Raw genomic sequence first — 17,300 nt, 5'->3', positions numbered from 1 at the left:
CAATGCCTGTCGCGCAGGTGACTAGTGGGGGCCACATCGCGCGCCCTCAGGCACCTCGCCCCCGAACATCTGCAGCACCCGATCCAACAGAACAGGTTCCGGCACGTCAGCCAGCACCTGCTCCAGATAGCCCACCGGCTCCAGCTGCCATTGAAGCAGCGTACCAAGCTGCACAACGGCGGGCGCCCGCTGCTCCGCGTCCAGTGAGACCTGCAACAGCAGATGGTACGAGCGCCTCTCCAGCCACAGCACGGGTGTGCCGCGGCAATGAACCTGGAACTCGGCATCTCGGTGCCGCTCTACGAACTGGAAGCCCTGCCGTGGCCGAGAGTCCACGAACTGCATCGCCTGGCGGCGCAGTTGTAAGAATCGATCGTCGTTGATGCTTTGGAACGCGACAGGCGAGGGCGCCGGCGTTGCCGGCCACTGCGCCTGTGCCGCAACCACCACCACAAGACAGAGCGCGTTGGCCGCCCAGCGGCACCACGCCACTCAGCCCTCCGGATGCAGTCGGGTACTGGCGTGTGCGGTAAGGCCGATTCCGGCCATGATCAGGCCCTCCATCACGCGCGGGCCAACGTACTGCTCCAGCTCGCCATTTTCGCGGGCGCGCTGCGCGGCCAGCAGGATCTCCAGCACCACGCGGAGGCCCGCCAGCGAGCAGTCGGTATCCGCCAGGGCGATGCGTCGGCCGGGCATCTGATGGCGTTCCGGCCACGGTTGGCCATCGGAGGCAGCGCCCGAGCCGATGCTGTGGAGCAGGGCGATGAGGGTGTTCGGGTCCAGTGCGGGGCCGTTGGCGGGCGCGTCGTGGATCGGGTTCGGGGTAGGGGAGTGGGGCTGGTTCATGGCAGGGCTCCTTGCGCGCATGCAGAAGCCGCCACCGATAAAGGTGGCGGACGGTGCGTGGTTCGAAACCCCGTGTGTGGATGACCGGGCAGGCGCAAGGCCTCCACGCACCGCCCGCCATAGCCGACTGACGGATTGCCAGCCGGCACCGCGCGAAGCAGTGCCGGCTGGCAAGTGCGAGCAACATCCACACAACCGGGGTTTCGAATCCCGACCACCGATGCACGGTGGCAGGGCAAGGAATACGCGGACCTATGCGTGATGCCAATGCAGTAGGGCCGATCCCGTCACCACATTCAACATTTTCAGAATCGTTGCATATGGCGCAGCGAGGCCGGATCTTTGCGCTGCAAGGCTAACGGCGATGTTGGCTCTGGATGCCCGCGGACTGTCGGCATCCGCCCGCCGGGGTCATAAGGGAGGCAATTGCGACAGTTTCGCCAGGAGCGAACAGGCGTCAGCAACCCTTCAACGCAGCCTTGGTTCGCTCCAGCCATGCGGCATTGTGGCTGCGCGCGTAGCGCGACCAGTGTTGAGCATCGTCGATGATGCTGGCGAACAGGCTGCGGGCTTGCTCGCGATCGTCGGGTTGCGGCTGCGCCATCAGCCATTCGGCGTAGAGGCAGCGAGCGGCCGCATCGTTTCCGCATTCCACGGCGCGCTCGAATGCGGCGCGGGCGCCGGGGGCTTGGGCGGTTGCCAATGCCTGCGCGTAAAGCAGCGTCTGTTCCGGCTTGCGGCGCACGTCCGGGTGGCGTGCGAACAGGCCGTCCAGCGTCTCCACCGCAAGCGCAGCGTGCCCGGACTCGAGGCGGGCACGGGCAAGGCCGGTCAGGATGTAGGGATCGTCGCCCAGCGGCGAGCTGGCTGCCTGCTCAAGCAGGGTTCTGGCTTCCTCGGCCTGGCCGGCATCCAGCAGCGTCATGCCCAGGCGAACCCGATTCTGCACGGTCGGCGTGCGCGCCAGTTCGGTACGGGCGTTGCGAAGGTCCTGGCCCGGGTCCATGAGCTGCTTGGCGGAACGGACGACCTGCCGGGCGCCGCGCGAGTGCCGGACTTCAGGGAAGTAGATCGCCAGGAAGTAGACAACGCTGCCGAGCAGCGGGAACGAGAAGAGCAGAATGAGCCAGTAGAGGCTCTGGCCCGAGCGGATGGCGTGCACCGCGAAGTAGATGGCTGCCAGTACGTGGAGTCCGATTCCGATATAGGGCATGTGTGCCGCCTCGTCCTTGTGAGGGGTGGAACTATAGTTGGGGAGGGGTGGGGCGCCAATGGGCGGGGCGATCGGGCGTGACGCGTCACGTTAATGGGGGTGATTCCTGCGACGCACCTTGCTGCATGTCACTATCAGATGGGACGGCACATCGCAGAACTGCACCTCCAACTTATCAACCCATTGTCTAGCCTGGATCGACCTTTGCCCGGAGATGATCAAATGAGGCCGTACAACATCGCCCTTTCGGCGGTCGAGTCCTTTTACTCAGTCGAAACCGGTGATTGGCCCGGAATGATTGAATTGTTCGAAGAGCGGCTCGAACAGGTACAGGTGTACAGGGAAGGCGTAAGGCGGGAGCTCTACGAGAGCTTGAGCGATTCCGAATTTTCCTGGAAATTGGCACTCTGGAATGACGATTGCCATGTGGAAGAGTTTGATGCGGAGGAAGATGCGCGATCTTTCATTAGGGATGCAGTACTGCGCCTGGTTGAGCGCACTTTTACCAAGCTTCAGACCCCGCCGATTGTTTGAGGCAGCGCGACATTGTGGAGTTTCGGGCTACGGGCGGCGGCCAGGTGCTTGATCGATTCACCACTGAGCAGTTGTGGGCGCTGGGGTGGTCGGTTAAACGCACCGAATTTGGCGTGCTGCTGAGCGCTAAGGGGCACGAGATCATTGCCACGACTTGGCCCGTAGACCCGTTTGGCGAGCAGTCCGATGCTACGACCGCGCGCATAAAGGCTGCGGCGGGGTCGCCTGTGACGAGCGCGAGCGAGACACAGCCGACCACCGCCGCGGCGAACGGGAGCACCCTAATTGCAGTTGGGAAGCGCCCCTTGGGCACGTTCCCGGAGACGCCTCCGTATCCGGCAAGCTTCTAAATTGCGTGAGTAATGCGCAGAGCACGGGGATGTCTCTTACGGTGAGGAAGTGCCAAAAATCACTCTTTCCGCACTAAACATGATCAGAGGCACATACTGAGCCACAATGTCCTCTGAAGCCGACAGCGGCACGTGACACTCCTCGCGGGAGTAGCGATCCGTTGAATGAACGATGGCGTTTCGAATGTGCTTCAGCGCTTTCGCCACGTTTCCGATTACGTGGCCGGGTTGTTTCGATACAACCAGCTCTTCCCCGAAGACGCGTCTCTTCTTCGTATAAACGTTCTCGCCCCACTCCCGTTCAACCCTCTCAATGAGTGAGATCATCTCGCGCTCTTCGACGTATCTGTCAAGCACGTTTCTCAGTAGCTCAGTTTCGTCACTCCTTCGCTCATCGCCCTTGACGATCGACACGACCTTGTCAAGCGTTGCCGTCGTCGTTTTGAAGGATGGATCGTTCAGAACGACCGCTAGACGTGCATGCAGTTTGGTTTCTGCAACCCTGAGGAAGTAATACTCAAGACAGTTGTAGAACGCCAGAAAGGATTGACTGGGATAGGGTGACGACTTCGCAACCTTATAAAAGCTCACCACGTTGGTGTCGTAGGAAGCTTTCGGAATCTGCAAGCCCCCCTCACCAGACGATCGGTCATTGAAGCTCCAGTACTTCCGGGGCTGCCATATTTCCAAGCATTCGTCCATCTGCATTGCAAGGGCGAATAGCGAAGACCTGATTGACCCAATTGCCGTTTCCTCCAAGTTTGGAGGGATGGCCTTTCCTTTCCGCTTGAAACAACCCGAGTATGTCCTTGGTACCAATTCGCTAACAGAAATATTCCTAAGCTGAGTACTGCCAATTCGATTCAGCATCCTCTCGATATGCTGCGCCGGAATAGCATCCGCCTCTAGCAGACTCATGGCGAAGGCGTTAGTCGACGGCCCGATTACAACCTCGTCCCCATTTGCGGAGGCTAGGTTGATTGGATCACGGGAGCGAGGGCCCTGCGAGAGTGCGAGCGGTACAAGCTGCACCTCAATTGAGTTGTTGACCTGAAGAATCCTAGTCTCAGGCTTGAAAGATCGACTCCGGGCGCCCTGCATTCGGGAGTAGTCCGCCTCGAAGGTCGGGTCAGCTTTAATGGTGAGGTCGTGCTTTCCCTCTCGCACCAACACAATTGAATCCGCTGTGAGGCTCACACTCAAGCCATGCTTCACAAGCTTGTTATAGAAAACCTCGAGAAACGTCATCCCGCCCCCATACAGGTCTGTGTCCAGGCGATTGTACTCGGGCGTGGGGGCAGCGCCCCTGCGGAAGCGCCTCACACGCGCTGGCGAGGTATCGGCCCCGGTAAGGGTAGGGCTGCCGCCACCGGAACGGCGTCAATTCCAGCCAACGCCACCGCCGAACGCTGCTTGCGCCGGGTCATCACATCCCGCAGATTGACGACAGTGGCGGGATGATGATGGATTCTGGCATCTTGATTGCGCACGTCTCTGGAACTATTGATCGACCACACCGAGCGTGCAGCCTCCATCATACGGCGAGGCGTGATGCGTCACGTAAATTGACGGCATCGAGTACCATCCCTCCAATCTGGAGGGGAATATGGACATTCGACTTGCGGCGATGTGTGCATTGCTGGTCATGACCAGCGTGGCGTCAGCACAGCAGATTCATTCAGCGAGGGGGCCAGCGCCAAAGCCGATTCCGGCAGCGCCCAAGGCCGCGTATAACTCGATGGCGAAGACGACAACACCATTCAACTGTGAACAGTACCGCTGGCCGAACCATCCTCATCCGGGCATGAAACCGCTCTGTGATGGGATTGAGGCCAATGCGTTACAGCAGGAGTCCAGGCAGGCGGGACGCCCAAGTCCATCTGCCGAGGTGGTGGCGCTACCTGCGATGGGTACGGATGCAGCCAAACGCTCAGGAATGGCGTGCATTGGCGGTCAGGCGATGCGTAGGCTGCCAAACGGGTGGGAACAGGTATCCTCGCGTTCTGGCGGCTGGTTGCGCTGCCGGGAGCAGTGATCCGGGGTGTTGGGGGCAGCGCCCCTACGGAAACGCCTCATCCGCGCTGGCGAGGCCTCGGCCCCGATCCTGGTAGGACTGCCGCTGGTGGCTCGGCGTCAGGGCCAGCCATCACCACCGCCGACCGCTGTTTGCGCCGGCTCACCACGTCCAGCAGATTGACGACAGTGGCAGGACGATCCCACGCGACTGCAGCACGTTTGTTCCCACGTATTGAGCAATGGGAATCTGGCGCCGAGCGTGCAGCTTCCATCATCCGGCGCCATTCCTGCGCTTGGCAGGCGGTGAGTGACAGCCAGGCCAGATCTTCGGGAAGCAGCTCGCGGCCTTCGGGTGTGATCAGGCGATCACCGAGGAAAGAAAAACCGGCCCAAGGGCCGGTCAAGTCGATACGGTGGTGCGGGTCAAACTCAATCATGCCGCGATTGTCTGCCGCACCGAAAACGCCCGGCCTCTAACGCATTGATTTTAGAAGATATGGATGGGGTGAGCTTAGCCTCTTCCTGGCAGCTTCCGTCCACCAAAGATGCCCGATATTTCCGGAAGTCCACCAAAGATGCCCGATATTCCCGGAAGTTCACCAAAGACGCCCGGCATTTCCAGAAGTACATAAATAACGCCCAACAGTTCCGGAAGCCCATAAAACACGCCCACGACTGCCGGGGGTTCATTAGAATTGCCAATTAGCCCACGCGGCGGCAAAGCCTCCCCTTGTGTTGCGTACTCGCATGAAGGCTACTGCCGTTCGCAGTCCGGCACGAGACAGTGCCGTTGCCCCAATGATGGCAAAAATTGCTAAGAACTGCCTGCCTTAGGATTTCTACTGGATTCTAGCTGTTTTTCGAGGTGTCACCCAGGCGACCCGGACTTCTCTCAAGGAACGGGCGGAACCCTGAAGCTCGATGACCGGATACCCACCTGAAGGCAGTACATCCTTCGGATTCAGCTTGAACACCCTTGCAAGCGTCAACGCCAAGCCTTCCTCATAAGCGGTTGCCAGAACCCACACAAGCGCGTCGACCAAGGCGGATCTTCCCTTAATGCTGTCCAATACCGAAGCGACGATTACGGAAGGGGACCTATCCGGCTTGTCGTTCGCGATACCAAAGGCCGCAGCGGCCAGCTCCAGCGCTGTGCCGCACGCTAACGTTACCATCGGGTCGACAACCGAGAGATTGAGCCAAGTCGCGCCGCTGGCAGAAACACCATAGGGAGCTAGGAACGACTCGTGCCGCTCTACCTCAGTGGGCCCTTGGGTGTCGTAGTGCGTTGAGCGGAAGCTCAGGACAGATAGGCCTTCAAGTCCGACCCTGGCGCATGCCGCTGCAGTGGCCCGCGTCAAAGCATCGTAGGCCATCAATGGGAGCGGAGCGCACATGAGGCCCGAGTTGCCGCCAATCATTGCCCAGCCCCAGAACGCCCCTGGCTCCGGATCGTCAGCGGATGGCTGGAAAGCCTCATACCTTACGTGAGCATTGCCATCGTCCTGGTGGACGGGCGGCATAGGAGTCGTTCTATCAATCAGGCGCGCCAGAGCTGAAGGCCAGCTTTGCGCATCACTGGGGAAGTGAATCACTCGGCCTGCCCGCTGGCGTGATGCCCAATGAAGGTAGTCATCCACCCACTGCGACACTTCACGAGCGGGAAATTGCCTGACGTCCAGTAGCGCTGTGTGGGCGTCGATTGGCTGAAATCCACAAGTACAAGTCCCGAGACCACCGGAGTGGTCAAAACTGGTGCCCAGCGTCCTTCCGCATGCCTCGCAGTGGCTGATGAGCTTCTCGCCATGCCAAGGGCACGCAGAGATGGAAGGAAGGAGAAATAGTGAACAATGGTAGCCGTGAAGTGCGCATGCGGGGCACCGCATATATGGAAGCTCACTACCCGCGAGAAGTCGAAGTGATTGAACTGGAAGCCACGCGGCCGGATTCCATAGATTCTTCGTTGTGACGTCACGGACTTCGATGGCTGACGCAAAAGTATCCTGCACCCGGCCCGGCAGAAGCAAAGGGCGGAGCATGGAGCGCCCAGTCTTACGCCTCACCCCCATGATCATGAGTTGCTCACTTGTTGGCATGCCCAGTGCAACGATCCGCTGCAGCACGCCGTAGCCCGATATGTATGGATAGAACTCATGCTCTGCGCCGACAATCCGAGGCGTAGAAGGATTTACGGCGCGAGAGCTATTCATTGCTTCCCCCTACCTGGTTTGCCGTATTCTGTATCTTCTCAATGATGGCGATTGCCTTGTCGGACATCTTCTCGCGCATGCGAATGAACTCGGTTCGCAGGTACCCGACATGCACAAGCGCAGCACGGACGTCAGATGGAGTGAAGCGTTCGAAACTCTGCTGAAACCAAGCGTTCGTTAGCAGATTCCGCACGGTCGATGTGAAGGAGCACATCGGCCAGCCACTATGTTCGGGAAGTCCCACCTCCCTCCGGAGGGCGGACACAGCATCGCAAATCATCTCCGTTTCAGATTCCAGCCGCCATCCGCGATCAAATGCGTCGGTGGCGAAGTATCTAGAAAATGGCATGTCCTCTGTCGGCCACCATGCTGCGCCGTCGTAGCGCGACAGGGCATGCCTGACCTCATCTCGCGCCGCAAGAGGAAGAAATGGGGCTGAGTCCAGAAACCACCGGCGAACAACATGTGACGGATGGTGCTGCCACATGTCGCCAAGCTCGATGCCCTGCTGGTCACTTTGGTACACAAAGACCAAAAAGAGAGTAAGCCTGTCCTTGCTCATCAAGTTATCAAGATCTTCTAAGCACTGAAACTCAAGATTGGTGAGCCGTTGAGCACTGTCGATGAACAATACGTACCTGCGTACGTCGGCGTGCCCACACGCGGCGCGCATGTGATTGTGTATTCGTGCCCTCAGCTCGTGAGGCCTGGCCGATGACCAGCGCGGCATTCCCAGTTGATGTGAAAGCGCGTGCCAGAAGCTCAGCGGGCTCCTGCATGCATCTGAGGTTGCGACGATTGCCCTGGCCACACCTGCGCGGCGTCCGTCCTCCACGAGCCAGCGCCAGTCGGTTTCGACTAGATAGTCTTGCGCCGTGGATTTGCCAACCCCGCTCTCTGAATAAAGAGAGCACCCATGATGACCCTGCTGAATGTTGTACAGAACGAAATCCGCCATGCGTTCGACAGGCTTCGTGTTGATACGGTAGCCAGACTCAATGAAAAGTGGATGGTCGGGGTCAAGGCGACGGACGGCCATGATGGCCTCCGCAAGGTCCGATCTAGTCATCAAGATTCACCTTGCCTCCCCGGGGGACTCTTACCGGGATGTGAGCTGGCTGGGACCGAATGTCGGGCAGACGGCCGAAGTGCAACTGCTGCAAGCGCGCAAGTTGGTCGACTGCGGGTTGGGACGTGTCTGCAGTAGATCGAAGATGCGCTATGAAGGCATCAATTGCACACTCCACGCCAGCGATTGAGAAATCACTGCGCTGTTTGGACCAACGACAGATGATCCTTCGCGTCCTCTCGTCATGCGGCGCGCGCGACCAAGGCGCTCGCGCGGTAGCCACTCCGAATGGCACGGTGGCACTTTGAAGTAGCACGATTGAACGAAGATCGCGCCTATTCACGCGCGCAAGAATCCTGGTGCCAATCAGTCCCCATTTATCGTTAAGGGAAGGGGATCGGTAGTCCGCATACAAGTAGGTGACATGGGGCAACTCCCCATTATCCTTGTTGCCTTTTACGGGCAGGCTTACGATTGTCGAAGCCATATCTGCAGCATCCAGGCCACAGGTTTCCGGCGCAAACGCAAACGCTGACTCTTTGCGATTCGTGAGATACGCTAGCGGCGTCATCTGTCCGAGTGCGGAGTGAGGCGTCGCGTTGTAGTTGGCTATGATGACGTCCAGGAGCTCCTCGAGAAGGTGCATCTGGATGGGATGGGCATCCGGAGAGAAGTTGCTGATCCTGATCTTGTTTTCCCCCAGCCGTTTGGCGGGCTCAAAACCGCCGGGGATCTTACGCAGCGCACCACGTTCCAAGCGCGAGAAGAATTGCTCTACAATGGGTCGTGAGCGCGGTGTGTGCGACTTTCCGAAGATCATCACACCTCCCCGAGCCCTGCAGAATGCTGCTTCGAGTGCATGGGCCGAGTGCGCAAGGAAGTTGTCCAGTGCGACAGCGGCCGAGCGCGTGACTATCGGCGTTGCTGCCTGATAGACGGGCATTCCAGCGCCAGGTGCGTAGAAGAGGTCCGGGATCGTCAGGTCCCTGGGAGCCCAGGGTTCCATTGACTTGGACAAGCAGAGCGCTACATCAAGATTGTCATAGCTCTGGCCGACACAGAGAAGCCATCCCGTTACCGCCCTGGATTCAGTCTCTATTTCGATGAGAAGCCATAGCCGTGACACTTTGCGCGTAACACGCGCGCCATTGGGCATATCGATGGAGATCTTGCATTCAACATCGATTTGGTGCGCGTCAAACTCCGTTCTGGCGAACAGGCCCATCCGTACTGCTTGCTCCAAAGCGACAGGAGCGTTCGATGCCGATTGAGGTTCATAAAGGTCCACGTCGGCTACTGCCGACTGCCGCCGCTTGAGCAAAGCAAGCAGCGAGCGCTTCCCCTTGCCAGGATCGTTCAGGGGGAATTTGTCCTCCAGGTTGTGCTGCTTCAGCTCCGCAAGGACTCGTTGGTGCAATTTTACGAACGCGCTTGGAGGGCGGCCCGGCGGCAGATGGGTTGCAAAGCCATCGATCAAGGCTTTAACACTTGGCACAGCTTCGGAGACTTTGTGCCACGCAAATCTTCCTGGAACCAGCGGCAATTCCGCGGGTTCGAAGGAAAGCTCAGTCGAGTAACTGCCCCATGGAATGCATACGCGAAATCCGTGCGGCATGCCATCGTGGGCTATCGTGGGCGCTTTCATTGCCATGCGCTTCAGGCGTTTGTGGCAGATTCCATATCTCCGGGATATAGCGGTGATGGTGGAACGGCCCAGAAGCAAGGCGGTGAGTGCTTCCTTGGCCACGCGGAACTTGGAGAGATGATCTGGTGCAATATCAACCGGATGTGGGGAGTACCACTCGTCGAGTGTCGCCTGATCATAGATTTCGTACCTAGCCATGACGCACCTCCACGAGGGCATCCGGATCCCCTGGGCGATAGTCCACGAGTTGTACGCGGCCGGTGTAGACGAGGCTTGCCACTGCGCAAGCCACTGCGAACCGGGCCTGGCCCGTCTGCAGTTGTAATGCGCTCATGGTGAGGCGCTCAACGTTCTGGAGCATGTCCTCAATCCTCACTTCCAACTGCCTGGCCCCCGCGATCTTTGCATTGGCCCAGACAAGCGGAAGTAGTTCGTAGGCAACAGCGACCTCGCTGGCGCGAGATGCCAGAGAGTTTTCGTGGACAAGTCGCAATACGAGCCCTTGATTCAAGGCCATGTGGATGAGCTCGTCATCTACGGGAAGCTTGACTAAGCCAACGCTCAGTGAAGCCACCCGTTTTGTAGGGATTACAAACTGGTAGTGCTGGGTGCCATCCCTCCGCCCGACCCAGAAGCTCAACTCAAGGTTGCGCTTCTCGCCTACCGTGATTCGACGCGGCCTCTCAACATACATCTCCACCTGGGGGTCAAATTCGAGCATCAGCGCCTGGCAAAAGTTGACCAGGTCGGCCACCGTTACGGTCCGCCCATTCTTCGGGGACTGAAATACAAAGATTTCGCGGCGGTCGCGCTTGCCGCGTGCTAGCTCGAGAGGGGAATGGGGCAGATGCCCCTCACGGCGGTCTTCGTCCGTCGGTTTGGCGGTCGCGCTTTTTCCTGCGGTCATCATCCTGCTCCTCAGCCGTCGGCTTGCGAACGTCTGCCCGGTCTCGAGATTGGAACAAGGTGCCCATTCAGGTTCGCCTCCGCCATATGAGATGGGGAGGAAATGGGCGCACCCCTCCGCGCGAACGGGAAGTCGCTTGACTTTGTCAAGGAAAAGGGTGAGCCTCAGGGTACAGGCTGAGTTTCACCACCATCTGCTCCAACAGATGTCACTTGCCCCCGCGCCAACGGGGGCAAGTCATTTCCAGGGTTCGGAGATGTTAGTTTCCGGCTCTTGGTACTCTCCTCGGCGCTCGGCGAGCGCATCTTCGGGGACGTCTTGAGTCTGTTCTTGAAACGCTACAAGCCCGGCCCCTTGAGTTTGGGTTGTGGGGCGTCATTCCTGGTTGGGCTTCAGAGCAGCCGCTTCATCTTGCGGGGTGCCAGATATTGCCGGCGGACTGATTGCGGCCCTCAGCCCAACCATCCAGTCGGCGATGTCCATCGCAAAGGCAAATTTGCCGCGGCGGCCGGGCACTTTGAATATCTTCACGGGCAAGGTTCCGCGTGCCTCTGCTTGGCGGAGCGCGTGGCTGGAGCGATAGCCAAGAGCTCGCGGCAAGTTTTCATAGCCGATGAGAGGCCCGAAATGAAAGGTCAATTCTCTTTCGATCTCACGGCGTTCCGGGGCCAGGATTGATTCGTTGGTCCGCTCCGTCATGGCGTGGTCACACCCCGTCGCTTGTGTCCTCCTGATTCTGCCCCTCTAATACGGATGGTGGAAGGAGTAACAAACTCGCGTTTCGTTACCCATCAAAGGTGAATGGGGAGGGGCACGGCCATGGCGCTCAAAGAGATACCCTTTTACGGCGAGGCGCGACTTGCCCGCATGCGTGCAAGCACGAGCATACTTCCCGCCAACCGAGCCGTGCCGTACTGCCTGCGATCACTCAGTGTCGGATTGTGGTTTGAATGCTTGCGAAGCCGAATGGGCCTATCCAGCGCATACGCGCTCGGACAGTCGATATCCCCGGAGCGTCCCGGCTGCCACTCCAATGTGTGGGTGAAATATGCCCATGCGGAACACGTCCCGTCCCAGGCGACGCAGGCAGCAGCCGAGGCGCGCTATCCCGGCTCCCGCATGGTTCTATGTTCACCGGTCTGGGCCGCTCTGAATGTCCACGAGGCACTTGGCGGTTGTGGAGAATCAATACTCATGTCGCTCAGTGCACCTGTGCAACTGGAAGTGTTCAGCGGAGCGAGCTTGCGAGCCGGCATGTTTGTCCGCCGAGACCGTCGGTTACGAGAGATCACCGAGGGCTTGTGCGGGCTGGGCACTCTGGATAGCCTGGCGGCACTAGTGGTGATGTTGAGGGTCGCCCATGAGCAGGGCAGACGGCATGACTGCTTTGCCTTGGGGCGTGCACTGCACGATTGCCTGCTACTGGTGGGGCAGGATAGTCCCATCCAGCTTATTGCCGAAGAGCTGTTCTGGTACTTCAGCCATTTCGTGCTTCCTTTCACAGGGTGCCGGGGTGTTCGGATTGCATCGTCGCGACGCCGCTTGCTCCTGCAGCATGAGGTTCTCTCCCGCCTCGTACTTGAGCTTGAAGACAGCGGGTTCGACTATCTCCCAGGCATGCGTCACCCGCTCTTGCGGGTAGTCCGCAATCAGCAGCATGCTCCGTCTTCGCGCTTCTTCTCGCCCGGCGTCGGACCCTGCAGCGCAACATCGCGGCAGATGGCGCGGTAGCGCTATCAATACAGAGTCTTGTTGAGACGAGGAGGCACCCAGGATGGTGAGCGCAGAGACTAAAGGCTCGACCGATTACGAAATGAGCCGCTTGTGGTGGGCGGCACGGCTGTCGCAGTCGAGTAGAGGCTCAAGATGATTGCCTATCTTGGTTGGGGGTCGCTGGTATGGCAACCCGACGGTCTACCGGTTCGTGGACAGTGGCTGGCAGACGGGCCAACGGTTTGCGTAGAGTTTTTAAGGCAATCCGGCAATGGACGGCTTACGTTGGTCATGCATGCGGCCGCGTCTGCTGTCACCTCCTTCTGGGTTGAGGCTGGTACCGACGACGAGGGCGACGCCAAGCGAGCCTTGCGTGAGCGGGAAGCCATTCCCTCAAAGAACATGGAGCGACACTTGGGGGTCTGGACACATGGCTGTCCAGCACCGGCGAGTATTCCTGGGCTCGCTGACTGGGCCGCTGCTCGCGGGATTACCACTGTGCTATGGACGGCGCTGCCACCGAAGTTCAACGGGGAAAATCAACGCGTCCCATCAGTGGAAGAAGCAGTTGCCTACCTCGCAAGCCTCTCAGGGCAAACTGCGACGCTCGCAGAAGAGTACGTCCGGCGAGCCCCGCCCCAGATTGACACCGTCTATCGTCGTGAGTTTGCTGCACGTCTAGGCTGGCATCCCCTTCCGAAAGGGAGCTAACTGCGACGTGCGTGTGATAGCCGATGGCCAAACTCCGGCAATGGCCAGCACCGTTTCTCACCTTGGGCCGACTTGGGCCGGAAGGCCCGGCCCTGTCAGCGCTGCCCGGGGCTCCGGCTCAACAACTGGATGAGCAGAAGCCACTTGTGTGTCACTTTGCCGGCGGAGGCAGCACAACGATGAGTGCCATCCATGGGGCGATTGCCAGAACAGTGGCAATGTACGCGTACTTCAAACAGCTGAATTTTGACGAGAGAATCTTGGAATTGCGCCAACATTGACCCAGGAGGTCTTCCTCGAACTCCATCAGCGTACGCTCCGCGCACTTCTGCAAGAACTCGTGCTCGGCCATGCTCGACACCCGTTCAAAGAAGATGAGCGAATTTGACCCGCCTCGCAGTTCCGGAAAATATCCGTACCACAGGTGCCAGAAGCTAACAGTAAGCGGTGTAAGGAACAAAACGCCCACAACCGAGATCAGGGCCGTTAGTTCATCAAGTTTCGGCAGCCGCGTCGCGATCATGGCAAGCATGCCCAGGTTGATACCCAGGCCGACCGAGAGTTTTGTGTCTACACGGGAGAAGAAGCCCAAGACCAAATTCAGCTGCTGCCAAGCGGCACTAACGCGGTCGCTTTGATTTGGCGGGTGGCCGCCAGAATTTTGAGGTTCTTGCACGGGGTGAGTTCTCTGTCTTGAGGGATACGGTTTGTGTTCGTTTGATGGCAGATCGAAGACCGCAGATGTCCAGCGTTCCGCAGCAGCGCGCTCCTGCAGCCGCACAATCCTCAAGGAAAGCTGTGTCGGCCAGCGCACATCGGTGCTGTTCCAAGATGAAAGTGACCAGGGCCGCAGCGTGGTCGCCACATGCAGTGATCGCACCGTCAGGATCGCGGCCACATGGGCAGACTGGGGGTCTCCCGACCAAGGTTTCAGTGCGCGTCGACACCCGAGCAAGGAGTAGTTTGCCGTGCCAGAGCTCGAGCCTCCGCTTCTGAGGGCGCGAATCCTTGCGGACCATGAACTGCCCCGCGAGCACATCTGCCTTGAATGCCGGACCCAGTCGTTCGGCTGCCTGCTCAGCATTGGCCTGATGCTGCGCAGCACGACCGTGCGCGCGGCCGTTCTCCGCTCCAGGAAAGACCCGGCGGGCGTTCGCGCCGATCTGGTAGGTCAGGTACTGGTAGACCGTGGCCCACCAATGCCTCGCTGCTGCTTCGTCTTGGATCCGGCTCGGATTGTCTTCTCCCCAGCCGAGGCAGAAGCTACGGTCACCGTTGATATGCCGATCGGGACAGAACCCCGGCAGCATGCCGGGGTCGGCGATCTCGCGCACTGAGACGTGCTCGCCTGCAACGGAGACGAGCAATCTAAATGCGTACTCGGCTCCGCCGGCCCGAACCACTGTGATCCCAACCAGCCCCCCGACAGGGTCTACGATCAACGTGGCACCGTAGTCCGGTGCCACGCGCTGCAGCAGCTCCAAAGGCCTTGGCGTCACGTCGCGGCCACATGAGGACGGATCGGCTGCGCGAGCGCAGGAGCCACTGCGGGTGCCACTTCAGCGTAGTGTGCCTCCAGTGTTGCCTTCGCCACGCGGTCCCCGGATGCGGCGAGTTCCTCCACCGCTGCGGCATAGTCTAGGTTCGCCGCCTTTCGCTTGTCGGTAAAGACGGTCCGTATCCCGGCGCTGGCGGCCTTGTAGGCATTTTCACCAATGGCCGTCTCCACACCGTCGCAGAGTCGTTGTTGGGCTTCAGATTCCAACACCGCTCGCCCCGTGGCACACCGCAGAAGGCTCCCCTTCATGCCCAGGCGGGAAATGGCAAGGGGGCCAAGTTCGAAGCCAATGGCCAATCCCAGCTCTGCCACTTCCGCGCCTTCGGCGCTCAGTTGCTCTAGGGCAGTGGAGAAACTGCTGCGCAATGCACCCGCGCACTGGGCAGCGGTGCTGACCGTGTCCTGCGCATCTGTCGTCTGTGACGTGCCCTCCAGCAGCACCCCATGAAGGCAGTCGCCAATAAAACGGACACGACGCCCTCCAAAATCCTCGTGTACGACCGCATCCAGCTCAGAGCGCAATACGTGCAGTGTTCGAACCAGATGTTCGGGATCCTCCTCTAAGTGCTTGTCCACGAAGTCGGTGAATCCGTCAATGTCGGCATAGATCGAAACGCCATCAAATCGCCTTGAGTTCGCCGCGCTCAGCAGGGAGAAGTCCAGATCAGAAAGCGGAGGCGTCGGTCGACTGAACTTGAATTCGCCGATAGGGAGCTCGGCCTGTTCATCTTTCCAGAGTTCGATGATGCGCGACTTGGAAATGCCGAGTGCAGCGGCCTCGACGCATGCGGAAATCTGAGCATCGGTCAGCGAAGTGGTGCGGTCCTTGTTGCCGGTCAAGGTAGGCAGTTCAAGCACGGCACGTGCGCCGTGCGTCAGGTAGATGCCTTCAGCCCCTCCATGCCCGGCACACTTGGCCGCCTGATTGGCTGGGGAGCCTAAGAAAAGAGGTTCTCGGCTGGCGCGACGACCATTGTTGACGGCCAACGCCATCCCGCTGTCAATGCCGACACGAACCTGGGCATTGGGGATGTGCGCGTCCGAGTCGCCCGTTTCAGCCAGCACATCGATGGCGAGCTGGGCGATCGCAACCGCGCGCTCGATCCGGGCGCGTTCGTTGGCATCGCCGTACGGCTTGGTCACAACCGCATGCAGCCGCTGGTTGTGAAAGTCCACACGGATGGCATCACTTTCAACGAGGATGCGATGGACGGCGCGGTAGTGCTGATTCAGGAATCGAAGGGCCCGCTTGTGGCAGGTTTCGCCTTCGATGTCAGTGCAGCTAAGCATGTCCGCCAGATTGACGATGTCGATGTAGACATGCGCCCCTTGGACGCGATAGGCGCGATTGACTGGAATATCCACCAGCGAGGTTTCCCGCTTGTAATCGCGGATGTCCACGTCGCGGACTTCGGCGTAACGGGTGGCAATGCGCTTCTTGGTGCGATCTTTTTTCCAGCTGTGTCCCATCGTGCTACTCCCTGCGCCCAAGAGGAGGCCAGGCCGGGCGGGTCGCGTCGCCTACGGCGTGGCTGGCAGCCGGATTCATTCCAGCTCCTTTGGGCGTATATTGGGACCCAGTTCACACTTTCAAGGGGGCAGTATGGGGACTGGGATCGTCGAGCGCCTCGCGGCGGATGATGGCAGGCGACTGATCGCCGCCTTGGCTGAGTTCCGCCTGCTGGCCGGCTTGGACGCGGCCGCAGCCCAGCTGGCACAGGCCGGGGAATTGCTCGACGTGGGGACAGGGCAGGCCTTTATCACTCAGGGCGCCCCAGAGACCGACGTTTTCTTCATTGTCTCCGGCTCCGTGGACGTGCTGGTCAACGGCAAAGTGGTTAATACCCGAAGGGCTGGGGACCACGTCGGCGAAATGGCAGCCATCGAACCGGCGCAACTGCGGGCGGCAACTGTTACTGCACGCGAGCCGACCGTAGTGCTAAAGGTGCCGGAAATCGATTTCAGCAGGATTGCGGATTCACACCCCGTCATCTGGCGGCGGCTGGCCGCGACCCTTTCGCGCCGTCTAAAAGAGCGCAATCACATGATTACCCAACCTCGCGGACAGGTCCGGGTCTTTGTGATGTCGTCGGTGGAGGCGCTCCCTGTCACGCGGTTGCTGGTACAGCACTTCGAGCACGACCCGTTCCTGACGGTGGTATGGGACCACGGGGTGTTCCGCGCCGCCAACTACACACTTGACGAGCTCGAGCGCCAGCTGGAACAGGCAGACTTTGCCATTGCCGTGGCCCACGCGGATGACATGGTCATCAGCCGCGGTGACGAGTGGCCTGTCATGCGCGACAACGTCGTCTTTGAACTGGGTATGTTCATTGGATTCCTGGGGCGTCGGCGCGCCTTCTTGATGGAGCCGCGCGAAGACAAGCTGAAGCTTCCCAGTGATCTCACGGGGCTCACGACCGTCCCCTACCGATACACCCCTGGCCCGGACGCCCGGGCTTTGATTGCACCGGCATGCGAACAAATTCGCTCCCGCATTCTCGAAGCTGGGCCGAGGGACTGAC

General features: G+C 59.7%; 16 protein-coding genes. 3 read left to right on the top strand and 13 right to left on the bottom strand.

The window, feature by feature from the left end:
* Positions 1-21: 21 nt before the first annotated feature.
* The 3 genes from AC5P9I_RS04840 to AC5P9I_RS04830 form a co-directional block, all read right to left on the bottom strand.
* Positions 22-492 (bottom strand): hypothetical protein, encoded by a 471-nt coding sequence (locus AC5P9I_RS04840; RefSeq protein WP_187756596.1) that lies wholly within the window; start codon positions 490-492, stop codon positions 22-24.
* Positions 493-849 (bottom strand): hypothetical protein, encoded by a 357-nt coding sequence (locus AC5P9I_RS04835; RefSeq protein WP_064238537.1) that lies wholly within the window; start codon positions 847-849, stop codon positions 493-495. It lies immediately after the preceding gene.
* Positions 850-1,306: 457 nt separating this feature from the next.
* Complete coding sequence (locus AC5P9I_RS04830) at positions 1,307-2,062, bottom strand: tetratricopeptide repeat protein (RefSeq protein WP_187756561.1); 756 nt, start codon at positions 2,060-2,062, stop codon at positions 1,307-1,309.
* Between the two features lie 222 nt (positions 2,063-2,284).
* Between AC5P9I_RS04830 and AC5P9I_RS04825 the strand changes: the two genes are divergently transcribed.
* Positions 2,285-2,596 (top strand): hypothetical protein, encoded by a 312-nt coding sequence (locus AC5P9I_RS04825; RefSeq protein WP_187759018.1) that lies wholly within the window; start codon positions 2,285-2,287, stop codon positions 2,594-2,596.
* Between the two features lie 386 nt (positions 2,597-2,982).
* Here the strand turns inward: AC5P9I_RS04825 and AC5P9I_RS04820 are convergent, their stop codons facing one another.
* The gene (locus AC5P9I_RS04820; protein ID WP_197590999.1) at positions 2,983-4,194 is read right to left on the bottom strand and encodes a hypothetical protein; all 1,212 of its coding nucleotides are present in this window, start codon (positions 4,192-4,194) and stop codon (positions 2,983-2,985) included.
* 358 nt (positions 4,195-4,552) lie between these two features.
* On the opposite strand from AC5P9I_RS04820, the gene AC5P9I_RS04815 reads away from it, so the two are divergent.
* Positions 4,553-4,981, top strand: a complete 429-nt coding sequence (locus AC5P9I_RS04815; protein ID WP_197590998.1) for a hypothetical protein — start codon at positions 4,553-4,555, stop codon at positions 4,979-4,981.
* 37 nt (positions 4,982-5,018) lie between these two features.
* Here AC5P9I_RS04815 and AC5P9I_RS04810 read toward each other — a convergent pair whose 3' ends face one another.
* The 9 genes from AC5P9I_RS04810 to AC5P9I_RS04770 form a co-directional block, all read right to left on the bottom strand.
* Positions 5,019-5,399: a DUF3653 domain-containing protein gene (locus AC5P9I_RS04810; RefSeq protein WP_197590997.1), complete on the bottom strand. Its 381-nt coding sequence runs from the start codon at positions 5,397-5,399 to the stop codon at positions 5,019-5,021.
* Between the two features lie 1,765 nt (positions 5,400-7,164).
* Positions 7,165-8,211, bottom strand: a complete 1,047-nt coding sequence (locus AC5P9I_RS04805) for an ATP-binding protein (protein ID WP_072167141.1) — start codon at positions 8,209-8,211, stop codon at positions 7,165-7,167.
* Between the two features lie 22 nt (positions 8,212-8,233).
* Positions 8,234-10,084, bottom strand: a complete 1,851-nt coding sequence (locus tag AC5P9I_RS04800) for a hypothetical protein (RefSeq protein WP_262103264.1) — start codon at positions 10,082-10,084, stop codon at positions 8,234-8,236.
* On the bottom strand, positions 10,077-10,793 hold the full coding sequence (locus tag AC5P9I_RS04795; RefSeq protein ID WP_197590996.1) for a hypothetical protein: 717 nt from the start codon (positions 10,791-10,793) through the stop codon (positions 10,077-10,079). The genes AC5P9I_RS04800 and AC5P9I_RS04795 overlap by 8 nt, the downstream gene beginning before the upstream one ends.
* 375 nt (positions 10,794-11,168) lie before the next feature.
* Entirely contained in the window at positions 11,169-11,492 is a 324-nt protein-coding gene (locus AC5P9I_RS04790; protein WP_197590995.1) for a hypothetical protein, read from the bottom strand.
* A 720-nt stretch (positions 11,493-12,212) separates the two neighbouring features.
* Positions 12,213-12,452, bottom strand: coding sequence for a hypothetical protein (locus AC5P9I_RS04785; protein WP_126412177.1), 240 nt, complete (start codon positions 12,450-12,452; stop codon positions 12,213-12,215).
* A 916-nt stretch (positions 12,453-13,368) separates the two neighbouring features.
* Positions 13,369-13,893, bottom strand: a complete 525-nt coding sequence (locus AC5P9I_RS04780) for a Pycsar system effector family protein (RefSeq protein ID WP_474752781.1) — start codon at positions 13,891-13,893, stop codon at positions 13,369-13,371.
* Positions 13,838-14,620 (bottom strand): E2 domain-containing protein, encoded by a 783-nt coding sequence (locus tag AC5P9I_RS04775; protein WP_369332838.1) that lies wholly within the window; start codon positions 14,618-14,620, stop codon positions 13,838-13,840. Before AC5P9I_RS04775 ends, AC5P9I_RS04780 begins: the two co-directional genes overlap by 56 nt.
* A gap of 92 nt (positions 14,621-14,712) precedes the next feature.
* Positions 14,713-16,245, bottom strand: a complete 1,533-nt coding sequence (locus AC5P9I_RS04770) for an adenylate/guanylate cyclase domain-containing protein (protein ID WP_187756732.1) — start codon at positions 16,243-16,245, stop codon at positions 14,713-14,715.
* A 133-nt stretch (positions 16,246-16,378) separates the two neighbouring features.
* Here AC5P9I_RS04770 and AC5P9I_RS04765 point away from each other — a divergent pair, with 133 nt between their 5' ends.
* On the top strand, positions 16,379-17,299 hold the full coding sequence (locus AC5P9I_RS04765; RefSeq protein ID WP_088428977.1) for a TIR domain-containing protein: 921 nt from the start codon (positions 16,379-16,381) through the stop codon (positions 17,297-17,299).
* Position 17,300: the final 1 nt, after the last annotated feature.

It is taken from the genome of Stenotrophomonas sp. YJH_SMC_29 (genome assembly GCF_059371235.1).
This window is presented reverse-complemented; position numbering and strand designations above follow the sequence as displayed.

What these genes read in the sequence shown, in the direction of transcription:
- AC5P9I_RS04795 (WP_197590996.1), bottom strand. Translation starts at nt 10,793, where the DNA reads ATGACCGCAGGAAAAAGCGCGACCGCCAAACCGACGGACGAAGACCGC.
- AC5P9I_RS04835 (WP_064238537.1), bottom strand. Translation starts at nt 849, where the DNA reads ATGAACCAGCCCCACTCCCCTACCCCGAACCCGATCCACGACGCGCCC.
- AC5P9I_RS04805 (WP_072167141.1), bottom strand. Translation starts at nt 8,211, where the DNA reads ATGGCCGTCCGTCGCCTTGACCCCGACCATCCACTTTTCATTGAGTCT.
- AC5P9I_RS04765 (WP_088428977.1), top strand. Translation starts at nt 16,379, where the DNA reads ATGGGGACTGGGATCGTCGAGCGCCTCGCGGCGGATGATGGCAGGCGA.
- AC5P9I_RS04770 (WP_187756732.1), bottom strand. Translation starts at nt 16,245, where the DNA reads ATGGGACACAGCTGGAAAAAAGATCGCACCAAGAAGCGCATTGCCACC.
- AC5P9I_RS04785 (WP_126412177.1), bottom strand. Translation starts at nt 12,452, where the DNA reads ATGCTGCTGATTGCGGACTACCCGCAAGAGCGGGTGACGCATGCCTGG.
- AC5P9I_RS04815 (WP_197590998.1), top strand. Translation starts at nt 4,553, where the DNA reads ATGGACATTCGACTTGCGGCGATGTGTGCATTGCTGGTCATGACCAGC.
- AC5P9I_RS04830 (WP_187756561.1), bottom strand. Translation starts at nt 2,062, where the DNA reads ATGCCCTATATCGGAATCGGACTCCACGTACTGGCAGCCATCTACTTC.
- AC5P9I_RS04800 (WP_262103264.1), bottom strand. Translation starts at nt 10,084, where the DNA reads ATGGCTAGGTACGAAATCTATGATCAGGCGACACTCGACGAGTGGTAC.
- AC5P9I_RS04820 (WP_197590999.1), bottom strand. Translation starts at nt 4,194, where the DNA reads ATGACGTTTCTCGAGGTTTTCTATAACAAGCTTGTGAAGCATGGCTTG.
- AC5P9I_RS04790 (WP_197590995.1), bottom strand. Translation starts at nt 11,492, where the DNA reads ATGACGGAGCGGACCAACGAATCAATCCTGGCCCCGGAACGCCGTGAG.
- AC5P9I_RS04810 (WP_197590997.1), bottom strand. Translation starts at nt 5,399, where the DNA reads ATGATTGAGTTTGACCCGCACCACCGTATCGACTTGACCGGCCCTTGG.
- AC5P9I_RS04825 (WP_187759018.1), top strand. Translation starts at nt 2,285, where the DNA reads ATGAGGCCGTACAACATCGCCCTTTCGGCGGTCGAGTCCTTTTACTCA.